General features: G+C 57.9%; 10 protein-coding genes. 6 read left to right on the top strand and 4 right to left on the bottom strand.

The window, feature by feature from the left end:
• Positions 1–16 precede the first annotated feature (16 nt).
• The gene (gene dxs / locus VDP61_RS02180) at positions 17–1,942 is read left to right on the top strand and encodes a 1-deoxy-D-xylulose-5-phosphate synthase (RefSeq protein WP_323005293.1); all 1,926 of its coding nucleotides are present in this window, start codon (positions 17–19) and stop codon (positions 1,940–1,942) included.
• A 226-nt stretch (positions 1,943–2,168) separates the two neighbouring features.
• Here dxs and uraH read toward each other — a convergent pair whose 3' ends face one another.
• A complete protein-coding gene (uraH, locus tag VDP61_RS02175; RefSeq protein ID WP_323005292.1) occupies positions 2,169–2,522 on the bottom strand; it encodes a hydroxyisourate hydrolase in 354 nt (117 codons plus the stop codon).
• Positions 2,523–2,673: 151 nt separating this feature from the next.
• Here uraH and puuE point away from each other — a divergent pair, with 151 nt between their 5' ends.
• The 5 genes from puuE to lpdA are packed head-to-tail and all read left to right on the top strand — an operon-like array spanning position 2,674 to position 10,309.
• The gene (puuE, locus tag VDP61_RS02170) at positions 2,674–4,092 is read left to right on the top strand and encodes an allantoinase PuuE (RefSeq protein WP_323005291.1); all 1,419 of its coding nucleotides are present in this window, start codon (positions 2,674–2,676) and stop codon (positions 4,090–4,092) included.
• On the top strand, positions 4,089–4,583 hold the full coding sequence (locus VDP61_RS02165; protein ID WP_323005290.1) for an ureidoglycolate lyase: 495 nt from the start codon (positions 4,089–4,091) through the stop codon (positions 4,581–4,583). Before puuE ends, VDP61_RS02165 begins: the two co-directional genes overlap by 4 nt.
• Positions 4,584–4,636: 53 nt before the next feature.
• The gene (gene aceE / locus VDP61_RS02160; protein ID WP_323005289.1) at positions 4,637–7,291 is read left to right on the top strand and encodes a pyruvate dehydrogenase (acetyl-transferring), homodimeric type; all 2,655 of its coding nucleotides are present in this window, start codon (positions 4,637–4,639) and stop codon (positions 7,289–7,291) included.
• A gap of 21 nt (positions 7,292–7,312) precedes the next feature.
• Positions 7,313–8,560 (top strand): 2-oxo acid dehydrogenase subunit E2, encoded by a 1,248-nt coding sequence (locus VDP61_RS02155; protein WP_323005288.1) that lies wholly within the window; start codon positions 7,313–7,315, stop codon positions 8,558–8,560.
• Between the two features lie 15 nt (positions 8,561–8,575).
• Positions 8,576–10,309, top strand: a complete 1,734-nt coding sequence (lpdA, locus tag VDP61_RS02150; RefSeq protein ID WP_323005287.1) for a dihydrolipoyl dehydrogenase — start codon at positions 8,576–8,578, stop codon at positions 10,307–10,309.
• A 66-nt stretch (positions 10,310–10,375) separates the two neighbouring features.
• Here the strand turns inward: lpdA and VDP61_RS02145 are convergent, their stop codons facing one another.
• The 3 genes from VDP61_RS02145 to VDP61_RS02135 form a co-directional block, all read right to left on the bottom strand.
• On the bottom strand, positions 10,376–10,879 hold the full coding sequence (locus tag VDP61_RS02145) for an AmiS/UreI family transporter (RefSeq protein ID WP_323005286.1): 504 nt from the start codon (positions 10,877–10,879) through the stop codon (positions 10,376–10,378).
• Between the two features lie 104 nt (positions 10,880–10,983).
• Positions 10,984–12,468, bottom strand: coding sequence for a nucleobase:cation symporter-2 family protein (locus VDP61_RS02140; RefSeq protein WP_323005285.1), 1,485 nt, complete (start codon positions 12,466–12,468; stop codon positions 10,984–10,986).
• A gap of 50 nt (positions 12,469–12,518) precedes the next feature.
• Positions 12,519–14,798, bottom strand: coding sequence for an NADP-dependent malic enzyme (locus VDP61_RS02135; protein WP_323005284.1), 2,280 nt, complete (start codon positions 14,796–14,798; stop codon positions 12,519–12,521).
• Positions 14,799–14,947 lie beyond the last annotated feature (149 nt).

Genomic DNA, 14,947 nt, shown 5'->3' with positions numbered 1-14,947 from the left:
GCCCAAGGGGGCGCCCATGACTGATCAAACCACCCATCGACCCAAAACGCCACTGCTGGACCGCGTGACCCTGCCGTCCGACCTGAAGGCCCTGTCTGACCGCGAATTGCGGCAACTGGCCGATGAATTGCGGGCCGAAACCATTTCCGCCGTGTCAGTCACCGGGGGCCATTTGGGCGCAGGGCTGGGCGTGGTGGAGCTGACCGTGGCACTTCATGCCATTTTTGATGCCCCGCGTGACAAGATCATCTGGGATGTGGGGCATCAATGCTATCCCCATAAAATTCTGACCGGGCGGCGTGATCGTATTCGCACCCTGCGCGCGGAAGGGGGGCTGTCTGGCTTTACCAAGCGATCCGAGTCGCCCTATGACCCTTTTGGCGCGGCCCACAGCTCTACCTCCATTTCAGCGGCTCTGGGCTTTGTGGTGGCTGCCGATCTGGGCGGCGACCCCGGCGATGCGGTGGCTGTGATCGGTGATGGTTCGATGAGCGCGGGCATGGCGTTTGAGGCAATGAACAACGCAGGCGCGCTGAAAAAGCGGCTGTTTGTGGTGTTGAATGATAATGAAATGTCCATCGCCCCGCCGGTTGGCGCGATGTCGTCTTACCTGTCGCGCCTTTACGCCGGTGCGCCGTTTCAGGATTTGAAAGCCGTGGCCAAAGGGGCTGTCAGCTTTTTGCCCGAACCGTTCCAGGAAGGCGCGCGCCGGGCCAAAGAGATGCTGAAAGGTATGACCATCGGCGGCACCTTGTTTGAAGAACTGGGCTTTAGCTATGTCGGGCCGCTTGATGGGCATGATCTGGACCAGTTGCTGCCGGTTTTGCGCACCATCCATGATCGCGCGACCGGGCCGATGCTGATTCATGTGATCACCAAAAAGGGCAAAGGCTATGCCCCGGCCGAAAGGGCGCGCGACAAGGGCCATGCGACGGCCAAGTTTGATGTGCTGACTGGCGAGCAGAAAAAGGCCCCCTCCAACGCGCCAAGCTATACAGCCGTGTTTGCGCAGGCGCTGATGGCTGAAGCCGCGCGGGATGATAAAATCGTCGCGGTGACGGCGGCAATGCCGGATGGAACCGGGTTGAACCTGTTTGCCGAGCGTTTTCCCCGGCGCTGTTTTGATGTGGGCATTGCCGAACAACACGCCGTGACCTTTTCGGCGGGAATGGCGGCGGGCGGGCTGAAGCCGTTCTGCGCGCTGTATTCGACCTTCTTGCAACGCGGTTATGATCAGGTCGTGCATGATGTGGCAATTCAGCGGTTGCCGGTTCGGTTCGCGATAGATCGCGCGGGGCTGGTTGGCGCTGATGGCGCAACCCATGCGGGGGCGTTTGATGTGGCGTTTCTGGCAAACCTGCCCGGCATGGTGGTGATGGCCGCTGCGGATGAGGCCGAGCTGGTCCATATGGTCGCCACGGCCGCCGCGCATGACGATGGGCCGATCGCCTTTCGGTTTCCCCGTGGTGAAGGCGCAGGGGTGGAAATGCCGGAACGCGGCATCCCGCTGGAAATCGGCAAGGGGCGGGTTATGCAAGAAGGCAGTCGGGTTGCGATCCTATCCTTTGGAACGCGGCTGTCAGAGGTGACGCGCGCCGCCGAAAGCCTGGCCCTGAGGGGAATCACGCCGACGGTTGCGGATGCCCGGTTCGCCAAGCCCCTGGATCGGGATCTGATCTTGAAACTGGCGGCCGAGCATGAGGTTCTGATCACCGTGGAAGAGGGCGCAATCGGGGGGTTTGGCAGCCATGTCGCCCAGCTTTTGGCAGAAGAAGGCGTCTTTGATGCGGGGTTGAAATATCGGTCGATGGTGCTGCCGGATATCTTTATTGATCAGGCCAGCCCCGAGGCGATGTACAAGGTTGCAGGTCTGGATGCGGCGCAGATAGCAGACAAGGTTCTGGAGGTTTTGGGCGTGTCGGTGGTGGGCAAGCGCGCCTGAGATCCGTCGCGCGAAAGGCGTGTCTGGATTTCCCGGCGTCACGCGATGAAGCTGGGCTTTGATCTTTTGGGGTCATTTTTCCGCGCGCGCCAAACTGCCTGCTGTGCCATGCGCCAAATCGGTTGATAAAGATTGCTTTGGGTGCCCGGCCTTGAAAGGGCCGGCGAGCCCCCGAAATTGCCGGTGCAACCTTTGCCCGATCTATGCCTGATTGCGTGCAGCCGCCTCAACTGCCACGGTAGGTAGAAAAGGAATAGGGCGAAAGCAAAAGTGGCACATGGTAATGGCTTGCCTCGGACATTCCAAACCGCAACGGTATCTGGTCAAGAAACTTTGGCTGTGCCAGATCAAGCCCGCAACCTTCAAGATAGGCGCCTGCGAAAAACACCAATTCATAGGTGCCGGTCACGAATTCAGAGGCTGGCAGAATATGGCTGTCGGTGCGGCCGTCTGCATTGGTGACAAGCGTGCGCAGCAGCGTTCTTTCGGCGCCGTCGATCCTGAAAAGGTCTATCTTCATACCTGCGGCGGGGCATCCGCGCGCGGTATCAAGAACATGTGTGGTCAGATATCCAGCCATCTTGGCCTCCTATGAATGCCCTGTCAGTTTGTCCTGTTTCATGCATTTATTGCAGTGCAAACCTGCAATAGGCTGCTTCAAAAATTAATTGAAAGCTTTTCGAATTGCTCTGGGTTACGTTGGTAAAAACAGCAAGAGGGCCCCTGCAACAATGAACCGATATCCCCGCGATTTCCGAGGCCATGGTGCCAAACCGGTTGACCCGAACTGGCCAGATGGGGCCAAAATCGCCGTGCAATTCGTGATCAACTATGAAGAAGGCGGAGAAAACTGCATTCTGCATGGAGATGCGGCATCCGAGGCGTTCTTGTCCGAAATCGTTGGCGCGGCGGCTTGGCCGGGGCAACGCCACTGGAACATGGAATTTATCTATGAATACGGGGCGCGGGCCGGGTTTTGGCGGCTGCATGACCTGTTCACCGAAATGAACATCCCCGCAACCGTTTACGGCGTGGCCACCGCCCTTGCCCGCAACCCCGAACAGGTTCGCGCCATGCAGGCCGCCGATTGGGAAATTGCCAGCCACGGCCTGAAATGGATTGAATACAAAGACTATGCCGAGGCGGATGAGCGCGCCCATATGGATGAGGCAGTGCGCCTGCATACCGAAGTCACCGGCGCGCGCCCGACGGGATGGTATACGGGCCGTTGTTCGGCCAATACCGTGCGTTTGGCTGCCGAGGAAGGCGGGTTTGATTATGTTTCCGATGCTTACGCCGACGACCTGCCCTATTGGGAGCAGTACGGCGAAAAGGATCAGTTGATCATCCCCTACACGCTTGATTGCAACGATATGCGCTTTGCAACGCCGCAGGGGTTCAATTCGGGCGATCAGTTTTTTGCCTATCTGAAAGACAGCTTTGATGCGCTTTATGCCGAAGGCATGGCGGGCAAGGCCAAGATGATGAATATCGGCCTGCATTGCCGCCTTATTGGCCGCCCTGGCCGGATCATGGCGCTGCGCCGTTTCATGGACTATGCCAAATCGCATGCTGACGTGTGGTTTGCCCGCCGCATCGACATTGCGCACCATTGGCAAAAAACCCACCCGCCCGTGCATTTTACCCGCCCCAGCCAGATGGACAAAGACACGTTCGTCAAAGCCTATGGCAGCATTTTTGAACATTCCCCCTGGATCGCGGAACGCGCCTGGGCGCTGGAGCTGGGCCCTGCCCATGACAGCGCCACTGGTCTGCACCATGCGCTGACCCGCATGTTCAGGTCTGCAAGCCCCGATGAACGTCTTGGCGTGTTGACCGCCCACCCCGATCTTGCCGGAAAACTGGCTGCCGCGGGGCGACTGACGGCTGAAAGCACATCAGAACAGGCAGGGGCCGGGCTTGACAACCTGACAGATGCCGAGCGGGACATGTTCACCACATATAATCAACGCTATGTCGCCACACATGGGTTTCCGTTCATCATCGCGGTGCGTGACAATACCAAAGCCTCGATCAAGACGGCATTTGAACGTCGTATCGAAAATGACCGTGAAACTGAATTCGCCGAGGCCTGTCGCCAGGTGGAGCGGATTGCGGAGCTTCGCCTAAAGGATGTTTTGCCCCAATGACCCAGGTTCTGACTGTCGTTCCGTTGAATGCGGCTGATTTTGCGCCTTATGGCGACGTATTGGACGCGTCGGGTGCGCCCGATAAAATTATCAACGCGGGCATGTGTGGCCGGTTTCACAACCGCGCCAGGCTCGATTTCGCGGATGGCGCTGCGGGGATCAGCATTTTTGATGCCAAGGCCCGGCACCTGCCACATGTGGTGGATATGGTAGAGCGCCACCCGGATGGAAGCCAGGCCTTTATCCCGATCAGCCAGACCTGCTTTCTGGTTGTCGTTGCTGATGACCTGAACGGAACGCCAGTCAATCCAAAGGCATTTTTGACCCAACCGGGCCAATCCATCAACCTGCATCGCGGCATCTGGCATGGGGTGCTTGCACCTTTGGCAAAATCCGGCCAATTTGCTGTGATTGACAGGATCGGTGCTGGGCCCAACCTTGAGGAACATTGGTTCACCGACCCTTTTGTCATCGAGTCCGTTCCTGTCTGACAGGCAGTTTTTCCCATTCCATCCATCCCATCCCCATTCCGGAGATTGCCCGAATGAACGATAAGCCAACCGATATCGACCAGATCGAAACCCAGGAATGGCAGGATGCCATTGCCGATGTGATCGAGAGGGATGGTGCAAATCGCGCCCATTTCTTGTTGGACAAGGCCGTACAGCAAGCCCGCGCTGCAGGCGCAACCTTGCCATTTTCCGCGACGACCCCATATCAAAACACCCTTGCGGCCGATGATCTGCCCGAGTTTCCGGGCGATCTGGAAATGGAATGGCGCATTCGCACCATCAACCGCTGGAATGCGATGGCGACGGTGGTGCGGCGCAATAAGGAAAGCAGCGAATACGGCGGGCATATCGCGTCTTTTGCATCCTCGGCGGTGATGTATGACATCGGGCTTAACCATTTCTGGCGGTCAAAATCGGCCATTCATGGCGGCGACATGGTGTTCTTTCAGGGCCATGCGATCCCCGGAATTTACGCAAGGTCGTTTATGGAGGGGCGGATTGACGAAGAAACCCTGACCAACTTCCGATCAGAGGTGAATGGCAAGGGCCTTTCCTCCTACCCCCACCCGTGGCTGATGCCCGATTACTGGCAGTTTCCCACCGTTTCCATGGGGCTTGGGCCGCTGATGGCGATTTATCAGGCCCGTTTCATGAAATACATGCACAACCGGGGCCATATCGACATGGCTGACCGCAAGGTCTGGTGCTTTCTTGGCGATGGCGAGATGGACGAACCCGAAAGCCGTGGCGCGATCAGCCTTGCGGCGCGTGAAGGTCTGGATAACCTGATCTTTGTGGTCAACTGCAACCTTCAGCGGTTGGATGGTCCGGTGCGCGGCAACGGCAAGATCGTGCAAGAACTGGAAGGCGATTTCCGCGGCTCTGGCTGGGAGGTCATCAAGCTGCTTTGGGGCCGGGGCTGGGATGACCTGCTGGAAAAAGACACATCCGGCAGGCTGCGTCAGTTGATGGATGAAACGGTTGATGGTGATTATCAAACCTTCAAATCCAAGGATGGCGCCTATATCCGCAAAAACTTCTTTGGCAAATACCCCGAAACGGCAGCGCTTGTTGCCGATTGGACGGATGACCAGATCTGGGCCTTGCGCCGGGGCGGCCATGACCCGGAAAAGGTTTACGGGTTGTTCAAGCGTGCAACCGAGGTTAAAGGCCAGCCAACCTGTCTGTTGGTCAAAACCGTCAAAGGTTACGGCATGGGCACGGGCGGCGAAGGGCAGAACACCTCGCACCAGCAAAAGAAACTGGCCGAAGATCAGCTTCGCGCCTTCCGCGACCGTTTCAAAATTCCGGTCAGCGACGAAGATCTGGGCAAAGCCCCCTTTGTTACCTTGAACAACGCGCAAAAGGCCTATCTGGCCGAACGCCGTCAGGCGCTGGGCGGTGATTTCCCGAAACGGGTCTGGCGCGATACGCCTGCGCTGCAAATCCCGCCGCTCAGCGCGTTCAAGGCGCAGTTGGAATCATCCGGTGACCGTGAAATTTCAACCACCATGGCCTTTGTGCGGATTTTGACAACGCTGCTGCGGGACAAGAATATCGGCAAGAATATCGTGCCGATTGTGCCGGATGAATCGCGCACTTTCGGGATGGAGGGGCTGTTCCGTTCGGTCGGTATCTACAACCCGCTGGGCCAGCACTATACCCCCGAAGACGCCGAGCAGATGATGTATTACCGCGAAAGCGAATCCGGTCAGGTGCTGCAAGAGGGCATCAATGAGGCCGGCGCCATGGCGGATTGGGTTGCGGCGGCGACGTCCTATTCCAACCACGGCGTCGCTATGGTGCCGTTCTTCATCTATTATTCGATGTTCGGTTTCCAGCGCATCGGTGATCTGGCATGGGCCGCAGGTGACAGCCGGTCGCGCGGCTTCATGCTGGGTGGCACGGCGGGCCGCACCACCTTGAACGGCGAAGGTTTGCAGCATCAGGACGGCCACAGCCATATCCTTGCCGGCACCATCCCCAACTGCATCACCTATGACCCGACCTTTCAGCATGAGGTCGCTGTGCTTATCCAGCACGGTATGGACCGGATGTATGCCAAGCAAGAGGATGTGTATTTCTACCTGACCTTGATGAATGAAAACTATCTGCATCCCGAAATGCCGGCCGGATCCGAAGAAGGGATCATCAAGGGCCTGTATCGGTTGAAGAAAACCAAACCCGGCAAGCTGCATGTCAACTTGCTTGGCTCTGGCACCATTCTTGTGCAGGCGATGCATGCCGCCGATATGCTGGCGGCCGATTTCGGCGTGACGGCTGATATCTGGTCGGCAACCAGCCTGAATGAACTGGCCCGCGATGGTCAGGATGCGCTACGCCACAACCGCCTGAACCCGCTGGGCAAGCAGCAGGTGCCTTATGTGACCACCCTGCTGGAGGGCGTCAAAGGCCCGATCATTGCCGCCACCGACTATATGAAAAACTATGCCGAGCAAATCCGCGCCTTTGTTCCCGGTCGTTACACCGTATTGGGGACTGATGGTTTCGGCCGTTCCGACAGCCGCGTAAACCTGCGCCGCTTCTTTGAGGTGGATGCAAACCATATCGCCGCCGCCGCCATGGTCGATCTGTTCCGCGACGGCACGATTGATGAGAAAACATTGAAAGCGGCGCTTGCCAAATACGAAATCGACGGCACCAAGCCGAACCCCCGTTTGGTTTGATCGGGTAAAAGGAGAGAAAATATGGCTATAGAAGTCCAGGTACCCGACATCGGCGATTTCAACGATGTTCCCGTTATCACCATTCTGGTCAGTGTTGGTGATACCGTCGCCGCCGAAGACCCGTTGATCGAGCTGGAATCGGATAAGGCGACGCTTGAGGTGCCATCGCCCAGCGCGGGCAAGGTTGCCGAAATTCGCGTGAAGGAAGGCGACAAGGTTTCCAAAGGTTCGGTTATCCTGATGCTTGAAGCCGAGGGCGCAGCCGCGACCCCTGCATCAACCGAGCCGGCCAAAGCCGCCAAAGCCCCTGCTGCGGCACCTGCCCCTGTTGCCGCCCCGGCACCTGTCGTTGACAGCGGCTTTGGCAAGGCGCATGCCTCGCCTTCCATCCGTGCCTTTGCGCGGCAGTTGGGCATTGATCTGACCACAGTAAACGGCACAGGCCGCAAAGGCCGTATTCTGCGCGAAGATATCACCGCCCGCTTCAAAACCACTGCGGCCCCGGCAAGCGGTGGGGCGGCTGCGGGCGGTATGGGCATCCCGCCGATGCCCGTCATTGATTTTTCCAAATTCGGCCCGGTCGAAGATGTCGAAATGCCGCGCATCAAAAAGCTGTCTGGCCCCGCGCTGCACCGCGCCTGGCTGAACATTCCGCATGTGACCGTTAGCGAAGAGGCCGACATCACCGAACTGGATGCTTACCGCAAGGAACTGGATACCGCCGCCAAGGCCGATGGCTACCGCGTTACGCTGTTGTCCTTTGTCATCAAGGCCTGCGTTTCGGCGCTGAAAGAACATTGGGAGGTTAACTCCTCGCTGCATCCAGACGGCGACAAACTGATCAAGAAAAACTTCTACAACATCGGTTTCGCCGCTGACACGCCGCAAGGCCTGATGGTTCCGGTGATCAAGGATGCCGACCGCAAAGGCATCATCCAGATTTCCAAGGAACTGGGCAGCCTTTCGGCACAGGCGCGCGATGGCAAGCTGAAGGGCCCCGATATGCAGGGGGCGACCTTTACCATCTCGTCGCTGGGCGGCATTGGTGGCACCGGGTTCACCCCGATTGTCAACGCGCCCGAAGTGGCGATTCTGGGCCTGACCCGCGCCAAAATGGCGCCGGTCTGGAATGGCACGGAATTTGTGCCGCGCCTGATGCAGCCGCTTGCGCTGTCGTTTGACCACCGCGCGATTGATGGCGCGCTGGGCGCGCGGTTCAACGCCAGCCTGAAACACCTGCTCGGCGATGTGCGCCGGCTGATGTTGTAAGGGGGGCATGGGAAAATGGATATCAAAGTCCCCGATATTGGCGATTTCAAGGATGTTCCTGTCATCACCATTCTGGTTGCAGTTGGTGATACCGTCGCCAAGGAAGACCCGCTGATCGAGCTGGAAAGCGACAAGGCCACGCTAGAGGTGCCTTCGCCCGCGGCCGGCAAGGTTGTTGCGATCACGGTGAAGGAAGGCGACAAGGTTTCCCAAGGCTCGGTGATCATGGTGCTGGAAGGCGCGGCGACCAGTGACGCGCCCGCACCAGCGGCGGCACCGCCGGCAGCCGCCCCAACCGCCGTTGCCCCCACGGGCAGCGCCACCGGCAAGGGTGACATCCACGCCGAAGTGGTCGTTCTCGGCTCTGGTCCCGGTGGCTATACGGCGGCGTTCCGCGCGGCTGATCTTGGCAAATCGGTGGTCTTGATTGAAAAAGACAGCACCCTTGGCGGGGTCTGCCTGAATGTGGGCTGTATCCCGTCCAAGGCGCTCTTGCATGCCGCCAAGGTGATTACCGAGGCCGAGGAAATGGGCGCGCATGGCGTCAGCTTTGCCAAGCCAAAGGTTGATCTTGACACGCTGCGCGGTTGGAAATCTTCGGTTGTGACCAAGCTGACCGGCGGGCTTTCGGGCCTTGCCAAGGCGCGCAAGGTGACGGTTGTCACTGGCTATGGCACGTTTACCGGCCCCAAGATGATTGAGGTTCAGGGTGCGGATGGCAGCAAAACCGTCAGCTTTGATAATTGCATCATTGCGGCGGGGTCCGAACCCGTCGCCCTGCCCTTCATCCCCAATGACGACCCGCGCGTGATCGACAGCACCGGCGCGCTGGAATTGGCCGATATTCCAAAGCGGTTGCTGGTGCTGGGCGGCGGTATCATCGGGCTGGAAATGGCCTGTGTCTATGACGCTTTGGGCAGTAAAGTGACCATTGTGGAATTGATGGATCAGATCATTCCGGGCGCGGATAAGGATATCGTCAAACCGCTGCACACCCGCATCGCCGGGCGCTATGAAAAGATACTGCTGAAAACCAAGGTCACGGCGGTTGAGGCGCAAAAATCCGGCCTCAAGGTGACGTTTGAGGATGACAAGGGGGCAACCACGACCGACACGTTTGACAAGGTTCTGGTCGCAGTTGGTCGCCGCCCCAATGGCAAGCGGATCAATGCCGAGGCCGCAGGCGTTGCGGTGGATGAGCGCGGCTTTATCGCGGTTGATAACCAGCAGCGCACCGGCCAGCCGCATATTTTTGCGATTGGCGATGTGGTTGGCCAGCCAATGCTGGCCCACAAAGCTGTGCATGAAGGCAAGGTTGCCGCCGAGGTTTGCGCCGGGCTTCCACGCTATTTTGATGCCAAGATCATCCCTTCGGTGGCCTATACCGACCCCGAGGTTGCATGGGTTGGCGTGACCGAGACAGAGGCCAAAGCCAAGGGTATGAAAATCGGCAAGGGCGTATTTCCTTGGGCCGCGTCTGGCCGGGCGCTGTCTATTGGCCGGTCGGAAGGCATCACCAAGCTGATCTTTGACCCGGTCGATGACCGTCTGATCGGTGCGGGCATTGTTGGCCCCAACGCGGGCGAGTTGCTGTCAGAAGTGGTTGTCGCGATAGAAATGGGCGCAGATGCGGTTGATCTGGGGCATTCCATCCACGCGCATCCCACGCTTTCTGAAACCATAAACTTCGCAGCCGAGATGTTTGAAGGCACGATCACCGACCTGATTCCGCCCAAAAAGAAACACTGAACGCGGCGCAGCACACTGAAAAGGCCCCCGTTTGGGGGCCTTTTTCATTTCACGGCCATGTCGCGCTTATCCCAACAAGATCGCCAAGGCCGGCAGCCAGCCGGTAAAGATACCGCTGAACAGCGTAACCGCTGCGGTCGCGTTTGAAATCGGCTTTTTCAGCGTCAGTAGCAAAAAGAACATGAACCACAGCACGGCCCAAACACCCCATGACAGCGCCAGCCACAGATTCAGAAAGCCATCAGCGCGCCAGCTATCCTGAAGGCAAACCGGAACCACGGTAACAGCGACAAACAGGCTGAACCAGCCAAGCCCGCGCCCATCAACCCCCGTTAACCGGTTATAGGCAAACCACAGATAGGTGGTTGAAAACAGCAGCGTCAGGGCCGCCGATTTTACCGCCATGATATCTTGCGCCCCAATCGCGGTGATCGCCGCCACGCTGGCCGTAATTCCTGCGACGGCCAGATTGATCAGCACGATCTCTTTGTCGGAAATCCGCCCCCACATCCAAAGGCTGTTCAAAACAAGAACCGCCCCGACAAACAAAAGTGCAAGCCCTGTCAGCATGGCCTCAACGCTCCGATGAATAAGCACCCGAAAGGGCGCATTGGAAAAGGGGAAGGCGCCCTGAACGCCTTCCCCGATGTTTCGCTGTTTAGCGCCAGGCAGGCCTAGTGACCACCGTCATTTGCCAAAGCGGCTTGCCGTGCTTCTTCATCAGTTGCGGCAGTCGCACCATTGAAAAAGAAATTCAGCGCAACCGCCATGATGGATGCCAGCAAGATACCGCTGTCGATCAATGGATGGATCACATGGGGCATGTGCATCTTGAAGTCAGGCGCGATCAGGGGGATCATGCCAAAACCGATAGAAATGGCAACGACAAACAGGTTGAACCGGTTGCCCTTGAAGTCAACGCTGCCCAGAATACGAATACCCGTTGCCGCAACCATCCCGAACATCACAAGCCCGGCACCACCAAGCACGGCAGTCGGCAAAGCCTCGACCAGGGTTGAAACCTTTGGCGTCAGGCCAAGCACGATCATGATCAGACCGCCGGTGATACAAACCCAACGGCTGCGCACACCGGTTACACCCACCAGACCGACGTTCTGGCTGAACGAGGTATAAGGGAAGGTGTTGAAAATGCCGCCAATCAAGGTGCCAAGGCCATCGGTGCGCAGGCCAGCCGTCATCATCGCAGGCGTGACCTTTTTGCCGGTCATATCACCAAGGGCCAGAAACATGCCCATGGATTCGATCATCACAACGATCATCACCAGCACGAATGTAATGATCATGACCGGATCAAAGATTGGCATGCCAAAATGGAATGGCAGGATGATACGAACCCAGGCTGCCTCTGCCACGTTACCAAAATGCATCATGCCAAGCAAACCTGCCAGAACGCCACCAGCGATGATACCGCATAGCACGGCGATGTTGGACAAAAAGCCCTTGGCATATTTTGCCACCAGCAAGATAACGACCAGCACAGCAGCGGAAACCGCAATGTTCAGGCCGTTGGCATATTTGGCGTTTTCCAGCGTTTCATCCAGCCGCAACCCTTTTGGCATTTCAGGAATGACACCCGGTGCCAGATCTTTGAGCGCGTTCAGCCAGGCGATATGCTCAGGGTTGACAATTTTTGGCGCTGTCGGGCCAACCGGCACACCAAATATCCACTGAATACCAACGCGCATCAGCGTGACACCAATAACCAGAATGATCGTGCCGGTCACAACCGGCGGAAAGAACCGCAGCATTCGCCCCATAAACGGCGCAATAAGCATGCCAACAATGCCAGCGCCGATAATGGCCCCAAAGATCATCCGCGCGCCCTCGGCCCCCGGATTGGCCAGCGCGATGGACACCATCGGACCAACCGACGCAAAGGTAACGCCCATCATAACCGGCAGACGAATGCCAAACCACGGCGTCAGACCATAAGATTGAATGATCGACACGATCCCGCAGACAAACAGGTCAGCCGAAATCAGAAAGGCAACGTCTGCCGGATCAAGTTTCAGCACGCGGCCAATGATCAGCGGCACCGCGATGGCCCCGGCATACATGACCAGAACGTGTTGCAGGCCAAGCGTAAACAGCTTGGCCGGGGGTAGCATTTCATCCACTGGATGGGTTTTTGATGACATTATGGAACTCCTCCTCTTGTTCCGTTTCTTTTAAAGCTACGGCTGAGTCTTCAGCCGTAGCTCTCGACACTCATCCCCGCCAACGCCGCCAGATTCAGCAAACCGCGCACTGTGATAGAGGGGGTGGCAATATGGACGCGATTGCCCATACCCATCAGGATCGGGCCAACCTCGATGCCTTCGCCCACTGATTTCAGGATGTTGCGGGTGGCCCCGGCAGCATCGGTATTGGCGTAAACCAAAACATTGGCCTTGCCGGTCAACCGCCCGCCGGGGAATAGCCGTTCGCGCAAGATCGGGTCCAGCGCGGCATCTGTGTGCATTTCGCCCTCATATTCAAAATCGAGCTTTGCGGCTTGCAAAATGGCCAACGCCCCGCGCATCCTGCGCCCCGAAGAGCTGTCAAGATTGCCAAATTGCGAGCCAGAACACAGGGCTATCTTTGGAACAATCCCGAACCGCCGAACATGGCGGGCGGCTGCGATGACGGTTTCCGCAATCTGCTCGGCGGTTGGTTCGATGTGAACATGGGTATCAGCAACAAACAGCGGGCCTTTTTCCAGCAAAACCAAAGACATCGCACCCACCGGATGCACGAGCTCTGATGACAGGATGTCGGTGACATGCTGCAAATGCCAACGATATTCACCAAAGGCCCCGCAAATCATCGAATCCGCATCGCCGCGGTGAACGGCAATCGCCGCGATTGCGGTGCTGTTGGTCCGCAAGATGGCGCGTGCCAGATCGGGGGTCGCCCCGCGCCGGTGCATGATCTGGTGGTAGGTAGACCAGTAGTCGCGATAGCGGACATCGCTTTCGGGGTTGATCAGTTGGAAATTGACGTCGGGGCGAATTTCAAGCCCGGCCCGTTCCAGCCGGTTGACGACAACCTCTGGCCGCCCGATCAAGGTAACCGCATTGCCGATTTCTTCTGCGATTGCCTGGGCGGCCCGCAAGACGCGCTCATCCTCGCCTTCGGCAAAGATGATCCGGCGGCTTGCCGATTTGGCTGACGCATAGATGGGCCGCATGACCAGCGACGAGCGGATAACCTTGCCGCGCAAACCTTCGCGGTAGGCATCAAGATCAATCTTGCGGGTGGCAACGCCGCTTTCAATGGCGGCTTTTGCCACGGCATGTGCAATCACCGGCAGCAACCGCGGGTCAAACGGTTTGGGTATCAGATATTCCGGGCCAAAAGTCAGCGCCTCGCCGGCATAGGCCTGGCCGACAACCGCATCTGCAGGCTCGCGTGCCAGCCCGGCAATCGCCTCGGCGCAGGCCAGTTTCATTGCTTCATTGATCTCGGTTGCGCCCACATCAAGCGCGCCGCGGAAAATGAACGGAAAGCACAGTACGTTATTGACCTGATTGGGATAATCCGAGCGGCCCGTCGCAATCAACGCACCCGGAGACGCCGCGCGCGCCTCTTCTGGCATGATTTCTGGCGTGGGATTGGCAAGCGCAAAGATAATCGGGTTCGGGGCCATCTTGGCCACCATTTCACCTGTCAGCAGGCCGGGGCCCGACACGCCAAGAAACAGGTCTGCGCCTGCCATCGCCTCATCAATTGTGCGCAATTCGGTATCGCGCGCGAATTCGGCCTTTTCGGCGGTCAGATTGTTGCGTGCCGTATGCACGACGCCCTTGCTGTCAAGCATGGTGATATTGCTTTTCGGCACCCCCATAACCATGAACATTTTCAGGCAGGCAATACCGGCAGCCCCCGCCCCCAAGGCCACAACCTTTATGTCACCGACCTTTTTGCCCGCAACCCGCAGCGCATTCATCGCTGCCGCAGTGGCCACGATCGCCGTACCATGCTGATCATCGTGGAAAACCGGAATATTCATCCGCTCTTTGCACAGCTTTTCCACCAAAAAGCACTCTGGCGCCTTGATATCTTCAAGGTTTATCGCGCCAAATGTCGGCTCTAACCGGCAAATCAGATCGGCCAGTTTTTCAGGGTCCGTCTCATTCACTTCGATGTCAAAACAATCAATGCCTGCGAATTTCTTGAACAGAACTGCCTTGCCTTCCATAACCGGCTTGGAGGCCAGCGCGCCGATATCGCCAAGGCCCAGAACGGCAGTGCCGTTGGAAATAACCGCAACAAGATTGCCTTTGGCGGTATAGCGGGCGGCGTCGCTGGGGGTCTTTTCAATTTCCAGACAGGCCTCGGCCACGCCGGGTGAATAGGCGTTTGAAAGATCGCGGCCGGTTGCCATTGGCTTGGTCGCGCGAATTTCCAGTTTTCCCGGCTTGGGGAACTCGTGGTAATCCAGGGCCTCCTGGCGGGCTGCGGCTTTCTTATCTTCTTGTACAGACATTATTTTCTCCTGACTAGAGACACGCAAGGACGCGCGTCCAGCATGCGGTTGGAACGACCACTTTTGGTATCATATCAGCCGAAATTCCACTGTGGCCCAGAATCTACGCAGCTTGCATGATGATCTCTGTCGAGGCCCCGGGGGCTGCG

It is taken from the genome of Pseudorhodobacter sp., from assembly GCF_034675685.1.
Lineage (GTDB): Bacteria > Pseudomonadota > Alphaproteobacteria > Rhodobacterales > Rhodobacteraceae > Pseudorhodobacter.
The sequence above is the reverse complement of the archived record's forward strand: the minus strand, read 5'-3'. Positions and strand labels throughout refer to the sequence as shown.

Coding starts and splice junctions, on each gene's coding strand:
- dxs (WP_323005293.1), top strand. CDS start 17: ATGACTGATCAAACCACCCATCGACCCAAAACGCCACTGCTGGACCGC.
- uraH (WP_323005292.1), bottom strand. CDS start 2,522: ATGGCTGGATATCTGACCACACATGTTCTTGATACCGCGCGCGGATGC.
- VDP61_RS02145 (WP_323005286.1), bottom strand. CDS start 10,879: ATGCTGACAGGGCTTGCACTTTTGTTTGTCGGGGCGGTTCTTGTTTTG.
- VDP61_RS02135 (WP_323005284.1), bottom strand. CDS start 14,798: ATGTCTGTACAAGAAGATAAGAAAGCCGCAGCCCGCCAGGAGGCCCTG.
- aceE (WP_323005289.1), top strand. CDS start 4,637: ATGAACGATAAGCCAACCGATATCGACCAGATCGAAACCCAGGAATGG.
- VDP61_RS02155 (WP_323005288.1), top strand. CDS start 7,313: ATGGCTATAGAAGTCCAGGTACCCGACATCGGCGATTTCAACGATGTT.
- lpdA (WP_323005287.1), top strand. CDS start 8,576: ATGGATATCAAAGTCCCCGATATTGGCGATTTCAAGGATGTTCCTGTC.
- VDP61_RS02165 (WP_323005290.1), top strand. CDS start 4,089: ATGACCCAGGTTCTGACTGTCGTTCCGTTGAATGCGGCTGATTTTGCG.
- VDP61_RS02140 (WP_323005285.1), bottom strand. CDS start 12,468: ATGTCATCAAAAACCCATCCAGTGGATGAAATGCTACCCCCGGCCAAG.
- puuE (WP_323005291.1), top strand. CDS start 2,674: ATGAACCGATATCCCCGCGATTTCCGAGGCCATGGTGCCAAACCGGTT.